Origin of the sequence: Chryseobacterium glaciei (genome assembly GCF_001648155.1) — a bacterium.
Taxonomy (GTDB): domain Bacteria; phylum Bacteroidota; class Bacteroidia; order Flavobacteriales; family Weeksellaceae; genus Chryseobacterium; species Chryseobacterium glaciei.
Window position 1 is genome coordinate 126,305 of the sequence record NZ_CP015199.1, and the last position, 20,354, is coordinate 146,658.

General features: G+C 34.0%; 20 protein-coding genes and 2 pseudogenes. 14 read left to right on the forward strand and 8 right to left on the reverse strand.

Translation table 11 applies throughout. The features are described from left to right. The first annotated feature begins 3 nt into the window (after positions 1–3). The 9 genes from A0O34_RS00505 to A0O34_RS00540 all read left to right on the forward strand — a co-directional run bounded on the left by A0O34_RS00505 (position 4) and on the right by A0O34_RS00540 (position 9,443). Positions 4–1,371, forward strand: a complete 1,368-nt coding sequence (locus A0O34_RS00505) for a TolC family protein (protein WP_066750055.1) — start codon at positions 4–6, stop codon at positions 1,369–1,371. A 6-nt stretch (positions 1,372–1,377) separates the two neighbouring features. Continuing rightward, the gene (locus tag A0O34_RS00510) at positions 1,378–2,424 is read left to right on the forward strand and encodes an efflux RND transporter periplasmic adaptor subunit (protein WP_066750057.1); all 1,047 of its coding nucleotides are present in this window, start codon (positions 1,378–1,380) and stop codon (positions 2,422–2,424) included. 2 nt (positions 2,425–2,426) lie between these two features. Beyond that, the gene (locus tag A0O34_RS00515; RefSeq protein WP_066750058.1) at positions 2,427–5,480 is read left to right on the forward strand and encodes an efflux RND transporter permease subunit; all 3,054 of its coding nucleotides are present in this window, start codon (positions 2,427–2,429) and stop codon (positions 5,478–5,480) included. Between the two features lie 90 nt (positions 5,481–5,570). Further along, positions 5,571–6,467 carry a 3-hydroxyacyl-CoA dehydrogenase gene (locus A0O34_RS00520; protein WP_066750059.1) on the forward strand — a complete coding sequence of 299 codons (897 nt, stop codon included), beginning with the start codon at positions 5,571–5,573 and terminating at the stop codon, positions 6,465–6,467. 64 nt (positions 6,468–6,531) lie between these two features. Further along, on the forward strand, positions 6,532–7,305 hold the full coding sequence (locus tag A0O34_RS00525; RefSeq protein WP_066750060.1) for an SDR family NAD(P)-dependent oxidoreductase: 774 nt from the start codon (positions 6,532–6,534) through the stop codon (positions 7,303–7,305). A gap of 32 nt (positions 7,306–7,337) precedes the next feature. Next, a complete protein-coding gene (locus A0O34_RS00530) occupies positions 7,338–7,589 on the forward strand; it encodes a DUF2798 domain-containing protein (RefSeq protein WP_066750061.1) in 252 nt (83 codons plus the stop codon). Between the two features lie 100 nt (positions 7,590–7,689). Further along, complete coding sequence (locus A0O34_RS22240) at positions 7,690–7,968, forward strand: SRPBCC family protein (RefSeq protein WP_157885925.1); 279 nt, start codon at positions 7,690–7,692, stop codon at positions 7,966–7,968. Beyond that, positions 7,907–8,230 carry a hypothetical protein gene (locus A0O34_RS00535; protein WP_066750063.1) on the forward strand — a complete coding sequence of 108 codons (324 nt, stop codon included), beginning with the start codon at positions 7,907–7,909 and terminating at the stop codon, positions 8,228–8,230. Before A0O34_RS22240 ends, A0O34_RS00535 begins: the two co-directional genes overlap by 62 nt. A gap of 274 nt (positions 8,231–8,504) precedes the next feature. Then, positions 8,505–9,443, forward strand: a complete 939-nt coding sequence (locus tag A0O34_RS00540; RefSeq protein ID WP_066750064.1) for a proline dehydrogenase family protein — start codon at positions 8,505–8,507, stop codon at positions 9,441–9,443. A 282-nt stretch (positions 9,444–9,725) separates the two neighbouring features. Here the strand turns inward: A0O34_RS00540 and A0O34_RS00545 are convergent, their stop codons facing one another. Then, a complete protein-coding gene (locus tag A0O34_RS00545; RefSeq protein ID WP_228394335.1) occupies positions 9,726–10,784 on the reverse strand; it encodes a hypothetical protein in 1,059 nt (352 codons plus the stop codon). Between the two features lie 364 nt (positions 10,785–11,148). On the opposite strand from A0O34_RS00545, the pseudogene A0O34_RS22245 reads away from it, so the two are divergent. From A0O34_RS22245 to A0O34_RS00575, 5 genes and pseudogenes are all read left to right on the forward strand, one after another. Then, positions 11,149–11,599: pseudogene (locus A0O34_RS22245) on the forward strand (DNA polymerase III subunit alpha); the annotation flags it as partial. Between the two features lie 960 nt (positions 11,600–12,559). After that, complete coding sequence (locus A0O34_RS00560; RefSeq protein ID WP_066750068.1) at positions 12,560–12,877, forward strand: carbon-nitrogen hydrolase family protein; 318 nt, start codon at positions 12,560–12,562, stop codon at positions 12,875–12,877. A 198-nt stretch (positions 12,878–13,075) separates the two neighbouring features. Further along, complete coding sequence (locus A0O34_RS00565) at positions 13,076–13,894, forward strand: DUF5694 domain-containing protein (RefSeq protein WP_066750070.1); 819 nt, start codon at positions 13,076–13,078, stop codon at positions 13,892–13,894. 198 nt (positions 13,895–14,092) lie between these two features. Then, positions 14,093–14,800, forward strand: a complete 708-nt coding sequence (locus A0O34_RS00570) for a DUF6090 family protein (RefSeq protein ID WP_066750072.1) — start codon at positions 14,093–14,095, stop codon at positions 14,798–14,800. Between the two features lie 249 nt (positions 14,801–15,049). Further along, a complete protein-coding gene (locus A0O34_RS00575) occupies positions 15,050–15,505 on the forward strand; it encodes a nuclear transport factor 2 family protein (RefSeq protein WP_066750074.1) in 456 nt (151 codons plus the stop codon). 233 nt (positions 15,506–15,738) lie between these two features. Here the strand turns inward: A0O34_RS00575 and A0O34_RS22030 are convergent. From A0O34_RS22030 to A0O34_RS00605, 7 genes and pseudogenes are all read right to left on the reverse strand, one after another. Beyond that, positions 15,739–15,944: pseudogene (locus A0O34_RS22030) on the reverse strand (NAD(P)H-dependent oxidoreductase); the annotation flags it as partial. Positions 15,945–16,010: 66 nt separating this feature from the next. After that, the gene (locus A0O34_RS00580) at positions 16,011–16,313 is read right to left on the reverse strand and encodes a Crp/Fnr family transcriptional regulator (protein ID WP_236848489.1); all 303 of its coding nucleotides are present in this window, start codon (positions 16,311–16,313) and stop codon (positions 16,011–16,013) included. 135 nt (positions 16,314–16,448) lie between these two features. Continuing rightward, positions 16,449–17,084, reverse strand: coding sequence for a LysE family translocator (locus A0O34_RS00585; RefSeq protein ID WP_066750076.1), 636 nt, complete (start codon positions 17,082–17,084; stop codon positions 16,449–16,451). A 120-nt stretch (positions 17,085–17,204) separates the two neighbouring features. After that, a complete protein-coding gene (locus tag A0O34_RS00590) occupies positions 17,205–18,218 on the reverse strand; it encodes an NAD-dependent epimerase/dehydratase family protein (protein ID WP_066750078.1) in 1,014 nt (337 codons plus the stop codon). 62 nt (positions 18,219–18,280) lie between these two features. After that, a complete protein-coding gene (locus A0O34_RS00595; RefSeq protein WP_066750080.1) occupies positions 18,281–18,856 on the reverse strand; it encodes a Crp/Fnr family transcriptional regulator in 576 nt (191 codons plus the stop codon). 241 nt (positions 18,857–19,097) lie between these two features. Next, positions 19,098–19,994 (reverse strand): helix-turn-helix domain-containing protein, encoded by an 897-nt coding sequence (locus A0O34_RS00600; protein WP_066750082.1) that lies wholly within the window; start codon positions 19,992–19,994, stop codon positions 19,098–19,100. 60 nt (positions 19,995–20,054) lie between these two features. Continuing rightward, positions 20,055–20,348 carry a putative quinol monooxygenase gene (locus A0O34_RS00605; protein WP_066750084.1) on the reverse strand — a complete coding sequence of 98 codons (294 nt, stop codon included), beginning with the start codon at positions 20,346–20,348 and terminating at the stop codon, positions 20,055–20,057. Positions 20,349–20,354 lie beyond the last annotated feature (6 nt).

The window sequence follows — 20,354 nt, forward strand, 5'->3', positions numbered from 1 at the left end:
ACAATGATTAAATACTATCGAAAAAAACTAAGTTTGTGTTGCTACTTGGTTATTTTGTTAAGTTTTGCAACACAACCTATTGAAGCTCAGAATAAGTTGGATGATTACATCAAGCAAGGCATCGAATCCAACCAGAGCATCAAGCAACAGTCATTTATTCTGGAAAGAAATGTCTATGCGCTGGGTGAAGCAAAAAGTATGTTTTTGCCCAATGTTTCTTTTTCAACAACTTACACCAAGGCAGACGGCGGTCGTACCATAGATTTCCCAACAGGTGATCTTTTAAACAACGTCTACTCTACCCTTAATCAAATGACGGGAAGCAGTTCATTCCCACAACTTGAGAATCAGAGTATTCTTCTGAATCCTGACAATTTCTATGATGCAAAATTCCGTATTACCCAACCTATTTTGAATGCAGAATTAGGTTATAATAAAAAGATCAAGTCAAAACAGATTGATCTTCAGAAAACGGAAATAGTATTATACAAAAGAGAGTTGGTCAAGGAGATAAAAACTGCTTACTATAACTATCTCAAGGCTACGAATGCCACAAAGATCTATCAATCCTATCTAAAATTAGTCAGTGAAGGAGAAAGAGTCAATAAAAAACTATTTGATAACGGAAAAATAAACCGGACATCAGTGATCAGAAGCCAAAATGAAGTTTCAAAGATCAATGCTTCCATTATTGCATCACAGAAAACTGAGGAATCAGCACAGTATTATTTCAATTTCCTTCTCAATCGTCCATTAACAGACACCATCTTAGTTGATGATATCAATACATTGCCGGATGATGCGCAACTGTTCAATGAGAATGTCACCAATCGTGAAGAATTATCTAAACTTAAAATCTCAAAAGACATCAATAATGATCTGACAGGACTTGCCAAGTCTTATCTTATTCCCAAGATAGGAGCTAATCTGGATTTGGGTTCACAAGGTTTTGACTGGAAATTCAATCAAAAAAACAGGTATTATTTATTAGGTATTTCATTAGAATGGAATCTTTTCGCTTTTGGAAAGAACACCTATCGAATCAAACAATCTATTGCCGAAAATCAAGCAATTACCTCACAAACCGATTACGTGCAGCAGCAGCTTCTTACAGAGCTAAAAGTACGTCAAGCCAATATGGAAAGTGCGGTCGCACAATACAAAGCAGCGCAGTCGCAATTAAAGACAAGCCAGACCTACTACGGTGATATGGCAAAACTCTACAAGGAAGGAATGACGATCTACATTGAGCTTTTGGATGCTCAAAATCAATGGATAGACGCCCAATTAAAATCTAACATAACATTATTTGACACGTGGATCGCTTACACAGCCATTGAACGAGCCAATGCCAGTTTTAACATACAATAATATCCTATGAAAAAAATTCAATCAACATTTATTGCTCTTGCATTCATCTTGTCATCTTGCAGTGAAAAGCATCCCGACAAAAATCCGATGGGTCAACCTGATATCATCTCTGTAAAAGTATCGTCTTTATCATCACAAGAAGTTCCCAACTCTATCTTGGCTACCGGACTTGTAAGTACAGAAGATCAGGCCAATTATTCATTTAAAATTGGAGGTGTCATCAGCCGAATATTTGTAAATGAAGGACAATTCTTCCGTAGAGGACAACTACTTGCAACACTGAACACGACTGAAATTGCTGCCGGATTAGCCCAGGCTGATCTGAATGTTGCTAAGGCACAACGTGATTACAACAGAGCCAATAACCTTTACAAAGACAGCGTTTTCTCGCTGGAACAATTACAGAATACAAGAACATCATTAGAAGTTGCCCAAAAATCAAAACAGGCGACTGCATTCAACGAGCGGTACACCAAGATATACGCCGTTTCTGATGGATTTGTTGCCAAGAAAATAGCCAATGAAGGCGAAATTATCAGTGGCGGAATGCCTGTATTTTTAACTAATTCCACTCAAAAGAATAATAGCTATTTGTTAAAAGTGGGTGTAACCGACCGTGAATGGGCAGCAATCAAGATGGGACAATCTGCAAAAGTAACGCTTGACGGTTATCCCGATTATACATTTGAAGCTACAGTTTTCAGAAAATTACAGGCTGCGGACAGAGAAATAGGCTCATTTCAGATAGAATTAAAATTGAAACTTGACCAGGTCATTCCTGCGGTAGGAATGTTTGGAAAAGCGGAAATAAAAACAGAACAGACCGAAAAATCAATAGTTGTTCCTTACAATGCCCTTGTAGAAGCAGACGGAGAACAAGCGTTTGTATTTACACCAACCGGTAAGAACAGAGTTAAGAAGGTTCCCGTAAGCATCTTAAAATTTGACAATCAAAATGTCTTTCTTAAAGAAAAACCTTTAGGAATTGATAAGATCGTCATTTCTAACAGCGCTTACCTCAATGAACAATCTATTATTAAAATCATCAAGTAATTATGAAGATCACGAATTTCTCCGTTAAAAATTATCAGTTTACGCTGATCATATTTGTTCTGGTAGCTGTGGTAGGTATCCTGACGCTGTTCACGATGCCAAGATCAGAAGACCCGACGACAGATCCGCCACAATACCTGATCACTGTCATCTATCCGGGTACAAGTCCGAAAGATATGGAAGAACAGGTGGTGAAACCTATTGAAAACAAGATATATGGACTTGAAAATATCGATAAGATACTCACCACTGTTGAAGATGGTGTAGCTGCCATACAGGTCAAGTTCAAATACGGCGTTGATGTAGACAACAAATATCAGGAGATCTCAACAGAGATCAATGCGCTGAAGAACAGTGAACTTCCTAAAGATATTTATCTGATCAAAACTGAAAAAATATCGTCTTCAGATGTCAAGATATTGCAAGTGGCTTTGGTCTCCAATACGGTTTCAGGCAAAACACTGAGAGATAAAGCCGATCAGTTAAAAACGCAGCTTGAAAAGATCACCAATCTAAAGGAAGTAAAATATGCGGGAATTCCTGAACAGGAAATAAGGATTGATCTGCAGTTGGATAAACTGGCGCAGCTAAAAATCCCATTGAACCTTGTAATGGGAAGCCTCCAAAGTGAAGCTGCTGATATTCCCGGGGGAAGTATCAACCTTGAAAGTAAGGTTTTCAATGTAAAAACGAGCGGAAAATTTAAGAATGTAGAAGACGTTTCCAATACGGTCATCTACAACGCAAACGGTAAAATCGTTTACCTGAAGGATGTGGCAAAAGTCAGTTATAAAGATGGTACTGTCAATCACATCACACGACTGAACGGTAACCGATGTATTTTGGTAACCGCAGCAATGAAAGACAATGTAAACATCAGCAAGGTAAAAGACGAATACACTCCTATACTTGAAGCGTACAATAAAACCTTGCCGGAAAACATCAAAATGGTTAAGAATTTTGATCAGGCAGATATGGTTTCGAAACGTTTAGGACACTTGGGTTTTGACTTTGCTTTAGCGATACTTTTAGTGGTAATCACTTTACTGCCTTTGGGATTCAGAGCTTCCATTATTGTGATGATTTCTATACCATTATCTCTTGCTTTGGGATTGATTACGATGAATCTTATGGGCTATTCCCTCAATCAGCTGAGCATTGTTGGTTTGGTAGTAGCACTGGGACTGTTAGTGGATGACAGTATTGTAGTCGTTGAAAATATTGAACGATGGCTGCGGGAAGGTCATTCCAGAAAAGATGCCATCCTGAAAGGAACCAAACAGATCGGTGTTGCTGTGGTTGGATGTACCGCTACTTTGGTCATTGCATTTTTGCCATTAGCTTTTTTACCTGATATTGCCGGTGAATTTATCCGCAGTCTTCCTATGGCGGTAATGACAAGTGTGCTGGCATCAATGATTGTTGCATTGACTTTAGTTCCATTTTTAGGAAGTAAAATATTAAAGACACATACCCACGGTGAAGGAAATTTTTTCCTAAAAAATCTACAGAAATTTTTAAGTTATTCTTACAAAGGCATTATGCCAATCGCTTTAAAATGGCCAAAAGTAACAATAGGAATTTCAATTGGGTTGAGTGTATTGGCATTTTTTCTTTTTTCTTTAGCAGGTTTCAAACTATTTCCCACTTCTGAAAAACCAATGTTTTTAGTAAATATCAAAATGCCTCTGCAAGCTGATATTCCTGAAAGTGACCGTGTCACCAAACTTATTGAAAAAGAACTGAAGAAGGAGAAAGAGATCGTTTATTACACCGCAAACGTTGGTAAAGGAAACCCACAAATTTATTATAATGTACATCAACAAGATATAAAGCCTGACTTTGCCCAGATTTTTGTTCAGATGGATGAAGAGGCTAGTCCTGATACAAAGAAAGAATTAATAAAAAAGCTTCGAAACAAATTTTCAGATTTCCCCTACGCAAGGATTGAAGTTAAGGATTTCGAACAGGGAACTCCAATAGAAGCCAATATTGTCGTGAGAGTCTTCGGCGAAAATCAGGATACTTTGCGATCGATTTCATTTAAAGTGGAAGAACTTTTGCGAAAACATCCCGGAACATTTTACATCAATAATGAACTGAATGTTTATAAATCTGATATCAAAATAAAAATTGATAAAGAAAAAGCTCGAACATTAGGCGTGATGACGAGTGATGTAGATAAAGTAATCCGTATGGCTGTTGCTGGATTAAATGTGGGTGATTATATTGATGATAGAGGTGATTCCAGAAATGTGGTCATTACCCTTCCCCGGGAAAAGTTTTCAAACTTAAATGCACTTAAAAATTTATATGTCAATAATATTCAGGGTATCCCTGTACAAATTGACCAGATAGCAACCATCGGCTTTGAGAAATCCCCTACCGCTATCAATCATTTTAATAAATCTCGATTTGTTAAAGTTACCTCATTGACAAAGGATGGTGTATTAGCAAATGACATATTAAAAGATATTGTTCCGCAACTAGACAAAATGAAACTACCCGCAGGATATTCCTATAAACTGGCAGGAGAAAAAGAATCTGAAGGCGATACCTTGGGAGGGAATTTTCTTTCCGTCATTATCCTAAGTGCATTTCTTTTTGTAGCCGTTTTACTACTTCAGTTCAAAACATTCAAAGGAATCATTATCGTATTGTCCATCATCCCATTGGGAATTCTAGGTGGTGTTGTTTTACTGCTACTCACAGGAAATCCAATGTCATTGGTATCTATTATTGGTTTTATAGGTTTATCCGGGATTCAGGTCAAAAACTCTCTGTTATTGGTTGATTTTACAAACCAGCTTAGGCTTGAGGGTCACAGTATCGATGAAGCGATAAACATCGCTGGCGAAACACGTTTTCTGCCCGTAGTTTTGACTTCAATTACTGCCATTTGTGGGCTCTTGCCAATTGCATTAAACCCAAATCCATTAATCGCACCACTCGCCATCGTATTGATTGGAGGTTTAATAAGCTCCACTATATTGTCAAGAATCGTAACACCCGTGATGTACAAATTGATTCCTCCACAGCTGGACGAAAAAATATAATTATCTAAAAACAAAATTAAAGACTTGTAGCAAAATCACACAACTTGTTTGTAGAGAAACACATTAACTAAACAATCAAAATTAAATATTATGAAAATTAAAAACGTCACAGTATTTGGATCCGGTGTACTCGGTGCACAGATTGCATTTCACACAGCTTATCACGGATATAATGTTACATTATTTGATATCAGTGATGAATTGTTGAAAAATGCCAAACTAAAGTTTGAGCAGTTCAAACCTATGTATCAACAAGATATAAACGCTGCCCTCCTCGATTTGGAGGCTGCTGTATCAAGAATAAGTCTAACGACAGATTTAGCAGAATCAGTAAAAGATGCTGATCTTACTATCGAAGCAATCCCCGAAAATATTCAGATAAAGAAGGATTTTTATACTAAATTAGGGATTGTGGCACCGGCAAAAACTATTTTCTGCACCAACTCATCTACGTTGTTACCAAGCCAATTTGCTGCTGAAACAGGAAGACCGGAGCGATTTTTAGCACTGCACTTTGCAAATTATTTATGGAAGAACAATGTGGCTGAAATTATGAGCCATTCCGGTACAGATCCTGAGGTTTTTGAAAAAGTGGTACAATTTGCTAAAACGATTGGTATGTTAACAATACCAATCTATAAAGAACAACCGGGATATGTGATGAATTCCCTTCTGGTGCCTTGGTTAATAGCAGGACTAGATTTATACCGAAATGGTATTGCAGATGCATCCTCTATTGACAAGACCTGGATGAAAACCGTAGGAGCGGATCTGGGACCTATGGCTATGGCGGATCTTGTAGGAATGACCACCGCATATAATGTTTCTAAGTCCTATGCAGAATTGACTGGTGAGGAGATATGGAAAGAAAGACGAGATTTCTTGAAAGAAAACTTTATTGATCAAAACAAGCTCGGTATCTCTACTGGAGAAGGTTTCTACACGTATCCAAACCCAGCCTATCAAGCAGTTGATTTCCTAAAATAAAGTACACACTAAGATATTCATCGCTAAGATAAATTAAGTTTTAATCAAATAAACAATACTAAAAATGAAAGAATACATTTTAATTACCGGAGCATCATCCGGTATTGGTTACGAAATGGCAGACCAATTAGCAGAGAAAGCATATAACCTGATATTGGTTGCCCGTACAGAAAGTAAATTGCAACAAATGCAATCTGATTTAACAAAAAAATATGGTGTTTTGGTTCATTATTTTGCTGCGGATTTATCCAATGTAAATGCTGCAAAAGACTTGTATAAAAAGGTAAAAGATGAAAATTTGCTCGTTAGTCATCTCGTAAATAATGCAGGTGTCGGCAACTATGGTGAGTTTACTGAAACTTCATTGGAAGAAGAACTGAGTATGATTCAACTAAACATTTCCAGTTTGGTAGTATTAACCAAGCTCTTTTCACAAGATATGGTCAGCCGTAAATCTGGCAGAATTATGAACGTAGGCTCAGTACTTTCATTTTTACCATTCCCCTACTTTGCTGTTTATTCTGCGACGAAAGCATTTGTATTAGCATTTAGCGAAACACTTGCCGCCGAGTTGGAAGGGACAGGCGTAATCGTTAATTCTCTTTATCCTGGAACAACAGATACTGGCTTTACGACACCTGATATGCAATCTACGAATCTCCATAAAACCAAACCAATGCATCCAGAGATGGTTGCAGAGCAAGGTATAAAGCATCTCTTAGAAGGAAATGGAAAAAAAGTTGTCGGTTTTCAAAACTGGTTTAATTCTAAACTCCCCAATTTTGTTCCTGACAGTATTATGATGAAGATAAAGAAGGGTCTGGCGAGTCATAAATAAGTATAATTACCACTAAAGCAGTGTATTAAAAAATGAAAAGGAAAATCGCATTTGCATTGATAATGGGAGTTATAACGACGGGGATTATATCTTTTACTGTAATATCTGTTAACATTGGATTTAAACCCAATTTCTTAAAAATCTGGTCGAAGTCTTGGGGTCTTGCATACGTCGTGGCTCTCCCAACAATTTTAATAATTGCCCCACGCATTCAAAAGTTAGTCGATTATTTATTCGACAAACAAGATAGAGAAGTATCGAAAGACACATCTAAAAATCAGTAGTATTACCTCCAATGATATTGTTTCTTTCTATGTGAGAAATATCCTATCAGCGGATGATAATGATCAAAAATAATTAAGTTCAAATGATAAATCTTAAATAATGAAAACAACAAAATTTTTCATATTTGTTAGCTTAACGAGTATGTCATTATTACTTACCTCTTGTTACTCACATAAAAAAGTAGTTCAATCTAGTCTGCCTTATTCCGAAAAAATCAACTGGCCGGAAGGTTTTAAACCTGCAGAATCTGATTTTTTCATACACAACGAGATAGACATTAAAGCTTCTCCTCAAGTGGTTTGGGACATTTTCACCAATGCTGCCAAATGGCCGGAATGGTACAAAAAAGCTGAAGGTATCGAGCTGCTATTCACCTGACAGAAAGCTTAACCCAGCCAGTGTCTTTATTTGGAATCCGGCAGGGAAATTCACTTCAACCATCAAGGAGTTCAATGCTCCATACAATATCGCTTGGTTAGGCGAAACCGATAATAAAAATATGACCGTTTACAATGCGTGGATGATTATTCCAACCATAGAAGGCTGCAAGGTTGTTTCAAACGAATCCCAAAAGGGACCTAAAACAAAAATGGAGAAAATTTTTGCCCCTAATATGGTTCGTAAAAATATTAAGAATTGATTAATAAGTCTGAAAGAACTGTCAGAAAAACAATCAAATAATTAAAGCACAGGAGCTATCTCTTCGCACTTACTGTAAAGTAAACATCAAGAAGGTTAATAAAACAAGATCGAAAATAAATTACACTGCAATCTGTGTAGAAGGTGGAACCATAAAAGCAATTATCTAACAGTAAATTTCTAAATCAACTGAATGTTTGTTTTACCACGAATAAATAAACGGGATTTTAATTATAGGTTTCTTTATAAAATTTATCCATCCTGTTATTTTGTCAATGGCCAATGCCGAACCAGATATAAAACCGGCAGTTGTCAAAAAGCCGTTTTCTTTGAATGAAGATGCTAAAAACTTTGTACTTCAAAACGAAAAACTTTTTAAAACGCTCAAAAAAGCAGCAAATCGATACATTGGCGGAGAAACATTAGCTGAAACTATACTTTCAATTAAGAAATTGAACGAAAAAGACTATACTGTCACAACCGATTTTATGGGTGAGAGTATACGTAACGAAAGAGATGCAAATGATGTGACCGAAGAATTCATAAGATTTGCAAAATCTATTGCCACAGAAGGTATGAATAGTTCGATTTCTTTAGATCTATCTCATATTGGCTTATTAGTTTCAACGGAATTGACAATTAAAAATCTTAAATTGATTTGTGAAGCAACTGCAAAATCAAAACAAGAGGTGATCATAAGTATGGAAGGAACAGATAGAACCGACCAAATAATTGCTATTTACAAAGAGTCCTTGAAAGAGAATTCAAATTTAGGGATAACATTACAGGCGTATCTATACAGAACGAAAGATGACCTAAAAGACCTGATAAATTTGTCCGGTAGCATAAGACTGGTCAAAGGTGCTTATGAAGCGTCTAAGGATCTTTCAATTCCAAGAGGAGACGAGCTTGATGAAATTTATTTGCAATATGCAGAACAATTATTTGAAAACAACCATCATTGCGCAATTGCATCACACGACGACAAAATATATAGAGAAATCACAAAACTTATTGATAGGTATAAACCTACAAATTATTTCTTAGAGAGACTATTGGATATTCAAAATGAGGAATTAGAAATATATAAGAATAAGGGTTATAAATGCCGAATATATGTTGTTTACGGTAAGGAATGTTATTTGTACTTATGCAATCGTTGGGCTGAATATCCATTGAACGTATTTAGGGCATTGGCGGATATTGTAGAATAAAACCGATTAGTGAGCCTCCGAAGAAACGTAAAACACTAGGGAATAACCCTTTACAGTACCTTACTTTTTCCTATTAAAATGTTATTTAATTTTTTCTGAACATTTTGGTAGAGTGTATTTTGTTAGCGATTATTTTTATTTAATTGATAAGTATTTAATTCCTATAAATGCAGTTAAAGAATAATTAATCCTTTTTACTTTCTCTTCTTCCGTCCATTAAAAAAAACCGGCTATTTTATAAAATAGCCGGCTCTTAACCAGTTCTTTATATGATTAGTTGAATTATTCCCCCCTTTCTGTGTCTTTAGTAACCTCAGGAATGAAAACCAAATAGTCGTAACCTTTTATAATTCTTTCCAGCTTCAAGCCGTCTACTTTAAGCTTGTTTTTAGAAATTGCTTGTTTTAATGGTCTTAAATCATAAGCATACCAATTGTCATCTTTTACGACGGTTAAGAAAGATTTATATTGATCTAAATCAGCCAATGTTTTACCTTGTTGCTTTCCGATGAGCATAATGTGTAATGACTTCCGGTAATTTGCCTCTTCAATATTAGAAACCAAGTTGCCAATATCGAATACCTCCATTAAACTCTCTCCTTTGGGCATGTGATTAGCACCAAATTTGAAAAGATTCTTCTTGTCTTTCCATTCAGGAAGTTTTTCAAAAACCAAGTGTTTCATGTATTGAACTCTTAAACGATGAATTCGATTTAAATATAGTTCCCTGCTTAATTTTAATTCTTCAAGCTGCTCTTTCTCGTTGGCTGATAAATTCAGAGTGCTCAATGCGTTCATTTTTGCCAGACAATCGTCAGAGAGCAAATAGAATGTGGTGTTCTTTTTTGTGTCATAAGCAGCGGAATTATCTATCATCTGCTTATAAATTTCTTTTGCTTTAGCATTTTTGGATTGTTTACTCAATTCCGAAAGCAGTAACCGATCTGAAAATATATTAATTTGATCAGCTCCATATAGTTTGATATTATGCTGAACTATGTTTTTGAATAAATCAAACTCAGATTCACCTTGTAAAAAAGATAAAGCTGAGCCTGATTCATTACGGAATTTGTCCAGTTCAGCAGGTGATAAGGATTTAATTTTTGTTGATATTGTGTTGATTGTATATTGATCAATTTCAAGAATATAGTTGTCGAACTTAGTATTATTGATAATCGCGTTTGTGAAGTAAGGGACTTCATTGGTGAAATGTTGCTCGCCCAATAAAACAGAATTGCTTTTGCTGATTTCATCCTGTAAGGTCGTCCAGCCTTTACCTTCGAAAGCGTTGTTATTGTTTTTTTTAAAGGTGGAGTAGTTTTTTTGAATTAAACTATCCATTAATGTGGTTTGTGCGTAACTGAAATTGGCAATAAATAGGGTTAGAATTATTAGTTTGGTTTTCTTCACTTTTTTTTAGAAAGATACAATTATTAATCATTATTGTCCAGCAAAATTTAAAACCAAAACATATCTAGCAATCAATTATTTGTCATTTTATTTTGATGATTTATAGAAATTAGGCATCAAAAAAAAGACATCTGTTCACTTTCAGCTTGATCAACAATCCCGTCTTTTTCAGGATTCTCTAGAAACTTAATCAATTGAATGTAATTGAAGAGGTGGATTTTACAAAAACTAACCAAGTTTGAAAATGTTCAGTTTCTTTTGAGCTTCTTTTTTATTACGGCTATCAGTAAGTTAACTGCAAAACCAGTATAGGATTATGGTCTATCAGGAAGATATTATCAAAATAGCATTGTATTTCCGGGGGAGGTCTGCTGGAAGAGCAATGAGCGGTAAAGGAAAATCTTTGTCCATATTACAGAAATTAAAAGACATTTTTTTTGAATCCTTTAAGGACAAAGGACATCCTGAACAATTATCTCAGGAAGTGCATAGGCAAATCGAATCCTTTACAGGTATTGCACATTCTGCTTCTTACACAGTGGAAAGTTATCAGAGTCTATATTTATAAGACCTACTACCCTATAGAATTCATGGTGTCAGCCATCAATAACGGAGGTCAAGTTTACAGAATGGAAGTGTATATTCACGAAGCAAAAATGTCGGGAGTAACCATTCATAATTCGTGTATCAATCTCAGCGAATTGCAGAAGACGGTCTATGGAAAAGATGTGTGTTTGGGTTTTATGTCAAACATTGGCCAGTATTTATATATCCAGCTTGTGGTAAACAGAAAAATAATCCCATAAAGTACGATTACCATTTTCTATTAATAGCATTGCTTTCTATAGTTACTAAAGACTCTCCACGATTTAATTGATTTGATCTTGAGGAAACTCGACCTTCTTTTTATGCTCAATACTTAAATGTGACAGCAATATAATTGTTAATTTTTTCAATTGTTTTCAATGGATATCAAAGAACTTGTATGATTTAATTGATTCTTATAACTGAGGTTCCTGCTTTTTCTTTGCCGATGATCATAGGAAGTATAAGGCACATAAAACCTTAATCCTCCAAGCTGTTGGAGGAAGAGGCTCGAAATATTTTTGTCCGCAGGATTCAGGAGTGTCTGAAAAATTGATTGGAGCTTGTGGAAAGAATTTTTATAGAAACCCAAAATTATTTTTTTAGGTGACTGATACTTTTCTACATTTGCATTAGTAAAAAGCAATACCTCTGTGATAAAGATGACAAAACAGTTTCACTGATGATCTACATTTATTTGTAAGTGTTGATGAGATAGATCAAAGAGTCGGTTGAATATTTGGCAGGAAAAATCTTTTAGAACAAAACTTTTTGACGAGATTATCAACCAATACTTTATTTTAATTCATAAAATAAAATTCAAACGATAAAAACTTATATCTAAATAAAAGGTAAGTGGTTTGAAATGCTTAAAAGAAATTTTTGGAGAATGCAGGGCTTAAACAAATAAGTAAGATTAACCATCTACTATCTTGGAAGAATATATTTAATCTGATGTTTTAAGCAATTATATTATAAATTTGTAAAAAACACTAAACATCGCAAAGCCAACCAATTTTAGATGTATATACGCTTCATTATAGCACATACATTTAAGTTCATGGCAATTTAAACACAGAATCAGAATACAAGGTGTTTTGGATTAGAAAAATAAAAAGGTAATGAAAATTTCAGTAGCACAAACAAGACCAATTAAAGGCGACATATATGCAAATATTGAGATACATAAAAAATTGATTAACCTTGCTGTTTCTCATAAGACCGACTCAATATTTTTTTCCGAACTTTCTGTTACTGGTTATGAATCTGAGGACAAAGCAATGATACATTATCCAGAAATTGCAAAGAAATTTTCAATGCCAGTTTTAATGTCTAACTGCGTGGGGTTTTGCGACAACTTCCAAAGTGTTGGAAAAAGTTCGGTTCGGAGCAAGCAAGGAAATTTGGTAGGACGACCAAAAAGCAATATTGACCAATAAAAATATCAAGTGACACAAGAAGAAATTAACATAAATAACATCTTAACTTTCGACAATTTAATGGTAGAAATACCAAGTGGGAACATTGAATTGAGGGACGACAGGACAAAACAAAATTGGACTGTTGAGATAAACCCAAAAACGCTAATGGCAATTTGAGGAAACGATAATAATAAACTAATAAATAAACTAATAAAAATGACTTTCATTAAAACAATTTTTACATTTTTAATTACGCTTTTAATTGTAACAACAACTTTTGCACAAGAATCTAAACATAAAACCAAAATCTTATTAATCGGGACAATTCACTTCGAAACGCCTCATTTAGATCAGTTTGAATTAAAGACTGACGATTTTTTAGCTCCAAAAAGACAGCAGGAACTGGAAGAGTTGACCGGAATTTTGAAACGAACAAATGCTGATAAAGTGATGATAGAAAAACCATTTAATCAGCAAAAGCAAATTGATAGTTTGTATAATGCATATTCCCAAAACAAGTATAAATTAACAGTTTCTGAACGAGAGCAAATCGGTTTTAGATTAGCTAAAAAATTAAATTTAAAACATATCAATTGTATAGATGTTTTTTATGGAATGAAACATGACAGTTTAGTTTCTGTAACTGCTAAAGAGAAAAATCAGTTATATCTATTAAATGAATTAAGTACTACTGCGAATAACTTTATACTTGAAATAGATAACGTATCAAAACGAAATTCAATAACCGAAATACTAAAATATATCAACACAAAAGAACTTTTGCAGAAAAATTTATCACTGTACTTAAAATATTATGCAAAAATTGGTGCTGGAGAGAATTATATTGGTGCCGAATCAGTTTCTGATTGGTATTTGAGGAATTTAGCCATTTACGCTAATATAATTACTCAAATCAATGCAAATGACAAATACGTTATACTCATATTTGGACAAGGACATATTCCGATATTAAAACACCTACTACAAAATAATGACGACTTTGAACTCGTTGAATTAAATAGCGTATTAAAATAAACTGCGCCCAACCGCCCGTTTGGCAATATGAAGGATTTAGGCTAAATTTGAAGATGGTTTTGTACTTGAAAAATTAGTCAGTAACCGAAATTTGAGTTTTATTTAGTCTGCCACATCGCCAAGCGGCAAAGCGTTGTGTAACATTTTGTGCAGAACGTGTAACTAAACAAAAAAATAAATATTTTTTAACAAAAAATTATGCAAGAAGAAATAACGAAACATTCAAAAAAAATTTACAAAACTGTGAAAAATTCAGAACACACATTGGGAGAGAAAGTGAAAGAAATCATCATAGAAATTTTTATAATCGTTTTTGCTGTAACACTTTCAATATGGTTACACAGTTGGAGTGAACACAAACATCAACAAGAAGAAGTATCAGTGTTTCTTGGTAATTTAAAAAATGATTTAAAGGATGACATAAAAAAGCTCGACAATGGAAAGGAACAATATCAAAAGGCAAACATAGATTATGAAAAAATTTTAGCACTGACGCCTCTTCAACTTGACAGTATTTATAAGTCTAAAGATATAGTTCATTTCCCTGTTTTTTCACATGGAAATATAATGAATGTTGGAAATTTTGAAGGTTTTAAGTCAAGTGGTAAAATTGGCTATATTGAAGACGAAAAATTAAAACAGAAAATCTTAAGTTATTACCAAATAATTGTACCGGCAGTTAATGAAGTTGATAAAATTTATGATAGTTTTTTATTTAAATGTTTTGATAAAATGATAGAAAACGCTGATAAACCTGAAGAAAAATTATATTCAGACCCAAAATTTAAAAAAACAGTCGAATTTCTTGTCAGACTAGGTAAGAATAACATAAGGGTTTATGACGAAAATACAAAACCAGAAGCAATTGAACTTATTAAAGAAATTGAAAAGAAAGAGAATAAATAAAACGGTACACAACGTCCGTTTGCCAAAATGGCGGGTTTAGGCTTAACTTGAAGATGGTTTTGTACTTGTAAACGAAATTCTTTAGTTTAATAACAGTTTTAAGAAATAAAAAATATTTAAAAAAATTAACAACTGTCTGAAACGATCATTTTAAATTTTGTACTATATTTACAATACAAAAAGTTAAAATTGCAATATGCACCCGGCAAAGGTGCATGTATCTATCATTTGATTATTCCAATTAAGTATATGAATTTCAAATCATTTCAATTCATCCTGACACTTTCGTTAATCTTTATTACAACTTCAGTTTCATTTGGTCAGTCAAAAGACGAGGTAGAAATCAGAAGGCTAGAAAAACTTTGGACTACCCTCCTGGACAAAGGTGATACAGTTTCGCTAGCATCTATATGGTCAAAAGATTATGTTGTGAACAATCCGAACGGAAAAATTGTTACACCTTCTGATATAATTAAATTAATGAAAGAAGGTCACAAATTTCCATTAGTAGAAAGGTATATTGAAAAAATAACATTCAATGAAAATGTGGCTATCGTGATGGGTAAAGAAATGCAACAGCCTTCTGAAAATATTAAGAATGTTGACAATTGGCTTCCTCGTAGATTTACGAATGTGTGGATTAAAAAAGGAAAAAACTGGCAGCTTGCAGCAAGACAATCAACAGAAATCAGCGTCAGCAAATAGAACAAAATATTACTACTCCTTTCTCTCTGCGGGTGCGACAGCATACCAGTAGCATAATCATCTTGCTTACTTTGGGTTGGGAATACATATATTTTCTTTGGATAAACACTTTTCCATAGCCTTCATTCTGCCTCGCTTGTATTTTCATCTGGCTAAAAGTAACCCCAAGCATCATAATTTATTCTTCAGTAAAATATAGTGTCAATGGTTGATGAAAATCCGTCAAAGTCCATAACGATATGATCTGCCCATTTGATTTTTTCCCAAGCGTCTAGTAAATCAGGTTCTAATTCGGTTCTCTTTTGGTAGCCAATAAATTTTTCAAGTCTGTGATTATAATTGATTTCACTTCTGCTCCTTGTTTATAGGCTGTCGCAATTTCAAAATTGAAAGAATCCTTATTCGGATGCCCATTAATTATTAATATTTTTTTGTTCATCTGCTTTTTGATTTATTTAAAACACAAAAGTAAAGATGGAATTTTTGTTCTGGCAGGACATTTGTCTTAAAAAAAATCTTTTCTTATCCTTCTCAAATGTCTTTGTGTAACACCTAACTGTTCGGCAACTATTTTCAAGAATTTCACCCAATTCGGATTCTTCAATGCCAAATCATCAATTATATTTTTCGGGAAGATCAACAATTCAACTGAAGTAATTGCCTGGATGTTCTCGGCTGTACCTTGTCCTGTAATAAAAGATGAATAAGCGGTCACTAAATTATTTGGGAAAGTAATACAATACGTAATTTCTTCTCCTTTGTCTGAAATATAATAGGAACGAAAAATACCGGTTAAAACAAAAGCCACTTCTTTGCAAGTTTCGCCTTCACGAATAAAATAATCCGCCTTGTTTAAATCTCTTTTAGTAGATAGTTGAATGAGGTTTCCAATTTCATCGTCTGTTAAAACATTGAAGGATTTAAGGCTATTTTTTTATCATTATTATTTAGCTTTTGACAATGCCATTTTAATTGCAAGTCCAGTTAAAACACTTGCCATAAACCATTTTTGCACTTTTACCCAAGAAGGTTTTTTGGCAAAAAACAGTGCGACTCTTGAGGCTGTTAGTACAATAATAAAGTTGATCGTAAAACTAACTAAAACTTGCACGGCCCCAAGTTGTAAGCTCTGCGTCATAATAGAACCATATTCCGTTTTTATGAATTGTGGAAAAAAGGATAAATAAAATACTGCAACTTTCGGATTGAGCACATTTGTTAAAAATCCAGTGCTGAATAGTTTGCCAGGCTTGTCATAAGGCAAGTTTTTTTTTGTTTCAAAAATATTTTTGCTGTTTGGCTTTATTGCCTGGTAAGCTAAGTACAAAAGATAAATAACGCCTAATGATTTCAATGTTGTATAAGCAAATGGTACTGCAAAAAGCACCGCAGTAAGCCCAAAGGAAACCATAACAATATGAAACATAAAACCAAAAACAACGCCTGCTAGCGAAATTAGACCAGCCTTTCTGCCTTGCATTATAGAACGGGAAATCAAATAAATCATATTCGGTCCCGGACTGATAACAAGTACCAAAGCAGATAGTGCAAAAATCAAAATATCATTTAATGGGATCATATTTTTCTGTTTTTATTTTTGGTATTTTATAATGACTGCAAGGGGTTTCTGCTTTGTGCTGGTGGGGTAATTAGAATTTCTTCGGGTCAAATTTAGTACAAAAGCTGAATTTATCCTGTATCAGTTTAAATGGTTTTTGTTTTCTTGTAAATAGATCATTGCTTCTTTAACTGCTTGTATTGAATTTTTTGGATTAAAACCTAATTCTGTTCTTGCTTTTGTGATGTCGAAATCTTGTTGAAGGCCTGAAAACATCGCAATGTCTTTTGTACTCAACAAAGGTGCTTTGCCACTTATTTTACTACCAATTTCCATAAACCAAGCGATTATAAATAATATTGGTTTGGGAACCGCCACAGGAAGTTTTATTTTCAAGTCTGGAAATAATTCCTGTGCAATTTGTGTTGTAGCTTTTATAGAAGTACACTTTTCATTTGCTAAAATATAGCGTTCGCCATTTTTCCCTTTTGTTGCAGCTAAATAACAACCTTCTGCAACATCTTTTACATCAATCCAATTTAAAGTGATGTTTGTTTCAACCGGGATTTGTTTTTCAATAATTAAGGAGATAATGTTGTAAGAAACGCTTAAAGGTTTAAAAGCGGTGCTGCCAATCATTGCAGATGGTAAAACGGCAACCAATTCTATATTGTGCTTTTGGGCCAATTCAAAAGCTAACTTTTCGCCGTCGTTTTTTGAATTGTAATACATATCCCTACGGTCAGGATTTTGACCATAACTTTCTTTAGTGGGAAGTTTAGAATAATTTAGGGCAGCAATAGAACTTACGTACACAATTCGTTTTACGCCTGCTTCTGCTGCGGCTTCAACCATATTTCTTGTACCTTCAAGATTGACATCATAAATTTCTTTTTTAGGATCTTTCGCCCAAAGTTTAAAAACAGCGCCAACAGCATAAAATGTTTCCACGCCTTGTAAAGCTTTTATTAATGACTGTTTGTCGGAAATATCAGATTGTACCACCTCACAATCTAAACCAATAAAAGGCTCTTTGTTTTTGATGTTGCGAACCGAAGCCCTTACAGGAATGCCTTTACTGATAAGCAATCTTACCAAGTTGTTACCAAGATGTCCGTTTGCACCTGTTACCAATGCTAAATTTTTCTGTGCCATTTTTTTAATTTTTAGTAGGACACAAAGTTGGGTAATGCATTTTCAAATACACTTCGCAAATGTTACTTAATCATCTGCTTTCTAATTCTACTCAAACTTTTGGGGTTCATTCCTAAAAACGAAGCAATGTATTGAAGAGGAACATTGTGTACAATTTCAGGATAATTGTCAGTTAACTTTTTATAACGCTGTTCAGCCGTTAAGGTTGCTAAATCTTTTGACCGGTTTTCGTTGTATGTAATAGATTGTTGAAACACCCAAATGCTAAAATCTTTAAATGCTAAACTATTTTGAATAAGAAAGTCCAAATCAATTTTTGTAATTCTCAAAAGTTCACATGCTGTAATGCATTCTACATTTTCAATAGATTTTGTTTGGCTAGTAAAATTGGTGTAGGAAGTCAAAAATCCAGGTGGGCAATTGATATGCGTTGTAACTTCATCACCTAAATCGTTGTAATAAAACAATCGCATAAAACCTGATACAACAAAATAAAGATATTTAGGAATTTTGTCTTCGTGTTCAATAATTCGATTTTTAGGAAATAACACGGGCTCAAAATACTTTTTGCATAATTCTTTGTCGTTGTCAGTAAGTACAACTTTTAGACTGATCAGATTTGATAATTGGTCGTGCATTTTTTAATATTAGGATTTCTGTATACTATTTAATCTACGTTTGGCAGCTTGGCGATGTGGCAAATAAGAAAGCTTAAACCCTCCGTATTGCCAAACTGCGGCTAGCGGTCGTTATTGTTTGGCCACTCTTTGACAGGTTCTATCCAATCATCTAATGCTTTAAACAAAAAACCGTGTTTTAATTTTGTATTTAATTCAATTTCTTTATAATAAACTTGTCTAATAAACCTTCAAAATCCAATCAATTTAAGAATTGTTCTCTATATTCTGTTGGGGTTAAGCCTACTTCTTTCTTAAATAGCCTTGAAAAATAAGGAGGATTCTCAAATCCCAGTTGATAAGCAGTTTCAGAAACAGTATTGTCTGTACTTATCAGTAAGTTTTTAGCTTCCGTAATCAAGGAAATATGAATATGATCTAATGCTGTCTTTCCTGTTTCCTGTTTTAGAAGATCACTTAAATATCTTGTGGATAGAGATAATTCTGATGCCATATAAGTAACTGTTGGCAGTCCTTCTTTTTGAAGTTTACCACTCTCAAAATATGATTTTAAAATTTGAGTAAACTTAGTGATTATTGTTCCTGACAACGAAGTTCTATTTAAAAATTGTCTTTTATAATAGCGCTGGGAATATTTTAAAATTGAATCAATATGGGTCAGCATAATATCTTTGCTGAAATCGTCCTGATTATTGTAATATTCCAATTTTATTTTTTTAAAGAGATCCCAAATCGTGTCTTCTTCTTTGGGAGATAAATGCAGAGCTTCATTAACTTCATAATCAAAAAAACCATACTTTTTAATTTCTGAATAAAGATTTGTATTCATCAGAAAATCTTCGTGAATGTAGATCATAAAGCCCTTTTCAGTCACCTCAATATCACTCATCGTAATTTTTTGTCCCGGTTTCACAAAAGCCATAGAACCATTATTATGATCATACTTTGTTTTCCCATAAAGAATGGTACCAGATTTTATTTTTTTTAAGGCAATTTTATAAAAGTCCATTGTAAATTCTGTTTCTGCAAATGTGCAGCCTTTTAATTCTTCAAAAGTTACTAAACCCAGCAAAGGATTTTCAGGCGGTGGAAATCCATTCGAGGTATACAGATCGCTAATTGTTTTGTAATTGATCATTTGAAAACTGTTTATAAAATATAAATTTACGTTTTTGTAAGATTATTTTAAATTGGTTCCTTAGATTTCTTCAAGATAAGTAACGTTCGGTTCAACCATCAGTTTTCCATTTAGAAATGCAAAAAATTGTGTTACATAATCTTGCTCAAGATGCCAGTCATAAGTCTGTTTCGAAGTATAAACAGCAAAAATAATGATGGTATTTGGATCTTTTACTTTTCTCATCAGTATAAAATTTTCACAACCCTCCTCATTCAGTATGTGAATTCTTGTTTCCTTGGCTAGCGGCAGAACTTCATTAATATATTCAGATTGGATTTTAAGAACAGCATAAGTTATAATTTTATTTACCATTTTTTC

What these genes read in the sequence shown, in the direction of transcription:
- A0O34_RS00520 (WP_066750059.1), top strand. Translation starts at nt 5,571, where the DNA reads ATGAAAATTAAAAACGTCACAGTATTTGGATCCGGTGTACTCGGTGCA.
- A0O34_RS00510 (WP_066750057.1), top strand. Translation starts at nt 1,378, where the DNA reads ATGAAAAAAATTCAATCAACATTTATTGCTCTTGCATTCATCTTGTCA.
- A0O34_RS00525 (WP_066750060.1), top strand. Translation starts at nt 6,532, where the DNA reads ATGAAAGAATACATTTTAATTACCGGAGCATCATCCGGTATTGGTTAC.
- A0O34_RS00545 (WP_228394335.1), bottom strand. Translation starts at nt 10,784, where the DNA reads ATGGATAGTTTAATTCAAAAAAACTACTCCACCTTTAAAAAAAACAAT.
- A0O34_RS00570 (WP_066750072.1), top strand. Translation starts at nt 14,093, where the DNA reads ATGCAAGAAGAAATAACGAAACATTCAAAAAAAATTTACAAAACTGTG.
- A0O34_RS00515 (WP_066750058.1), top strand. Translation starts at nt 2,427, where the DNA reads ATGAAGATCACGAATTTCTCCGTTAAAAATTATCAGTTTACGCTGATC.
- A0O34_RS00560 (WP_066750068.1), top strand. Translation starts at nt 12,560, where the DNA reads ATGAAAATTTCAGTAGCACAAACAAGACCAATTAAAGGCGACATATAT.
- A0O34_RS00505 (WP_066750055.1), top strand. Translation starts at nt 4, where the DNA reads ATGATTAAATACTATCGAAAAAAACTAAGTTTGTGTTGCTACTTGGTT.
- A0O34_RS00530 (WP_066750061.1), top strand. Translation starts at nt 7,338, where the DNA reads ATGAAAAGGAAAATCGCATTTGCATTGATAATGGGAGTTATAACGACG.
- A0O34_RS22240 (WP_157885925.1), top strand. Translation starts at nt 7,690, where the DNA reads ATGAAAACAACAAAATTTTTCATATTTGTTAGCTTAACGAGTATGTCA.
- A0O34_RS00595 (WP_066750080.1), bottom strand. Translation starts at nt 18,856, where the DNA reads ATGCACGACCAATTATCAAATCTGATCAGTCTAAAAGTTGTACTTACT.
- A0O34_RS00535 (WP_066750063.1), top strand. Translation starts at nt 7,907, where the DNA reads ATGCTGCCAAATGGCCGGAATGGTACAAAAAAGCTGAAGGTATCGAGC.
- A0O34_RS00590 (WP_066750078.1), bottom strand. Translation starts at nt 18,218, where the DNA reads ATGGCACAGAAAAATTTAGCATTGGTAACAGGTGCAAACGGACATCTT.
- A0O34_RS00600 (WP_066750082.1), bottom strand. Translation starts at nt 19,994, where the DNA reads ATGATCAATTACAAAACAATTAGCGATCTGTATACCTCGAATGGATTT.
- A0O34_RS00540 (WP_066750064.1), top strand. Translation starts at nt 8,505, where the DNA reads ATGGCCAATGCCGAACCAGATATAAAACCGGCAGTTGTCAAAAAGCCG.
- A0O34_RS00575 (WP_066750074.1), top strand. Translation starts at nt 15,050, where the DNA reads ATGAATTTCAAATCATTTCAATTCATCCTGACACTTTCGTTAATCTTT.
- A0O34_RS00585 (WP_066750076.1), bottom strand. Translation starts at nt 17,084, where the DNA reads ATGATCCCATTAAATGATATTTTGATTTTTGCACTATCTGCTTTGGTA.
- A0O34_RS00605 (WP_066750084.1), bottom strand. Translation starts at nt 20,348, where the DNA reads ATGGTAAATAAAATTATAACTTATGCTGTTCTTAAAATCCAATCTGAA.
- A0O34_RS00565 (WP_066750070.1), top strand. Translation starts at nt 13,076, where the DNA reads ATGACTTTCATTAAAACAATTTTTACATTTTTAATTACGCTTTTAATT.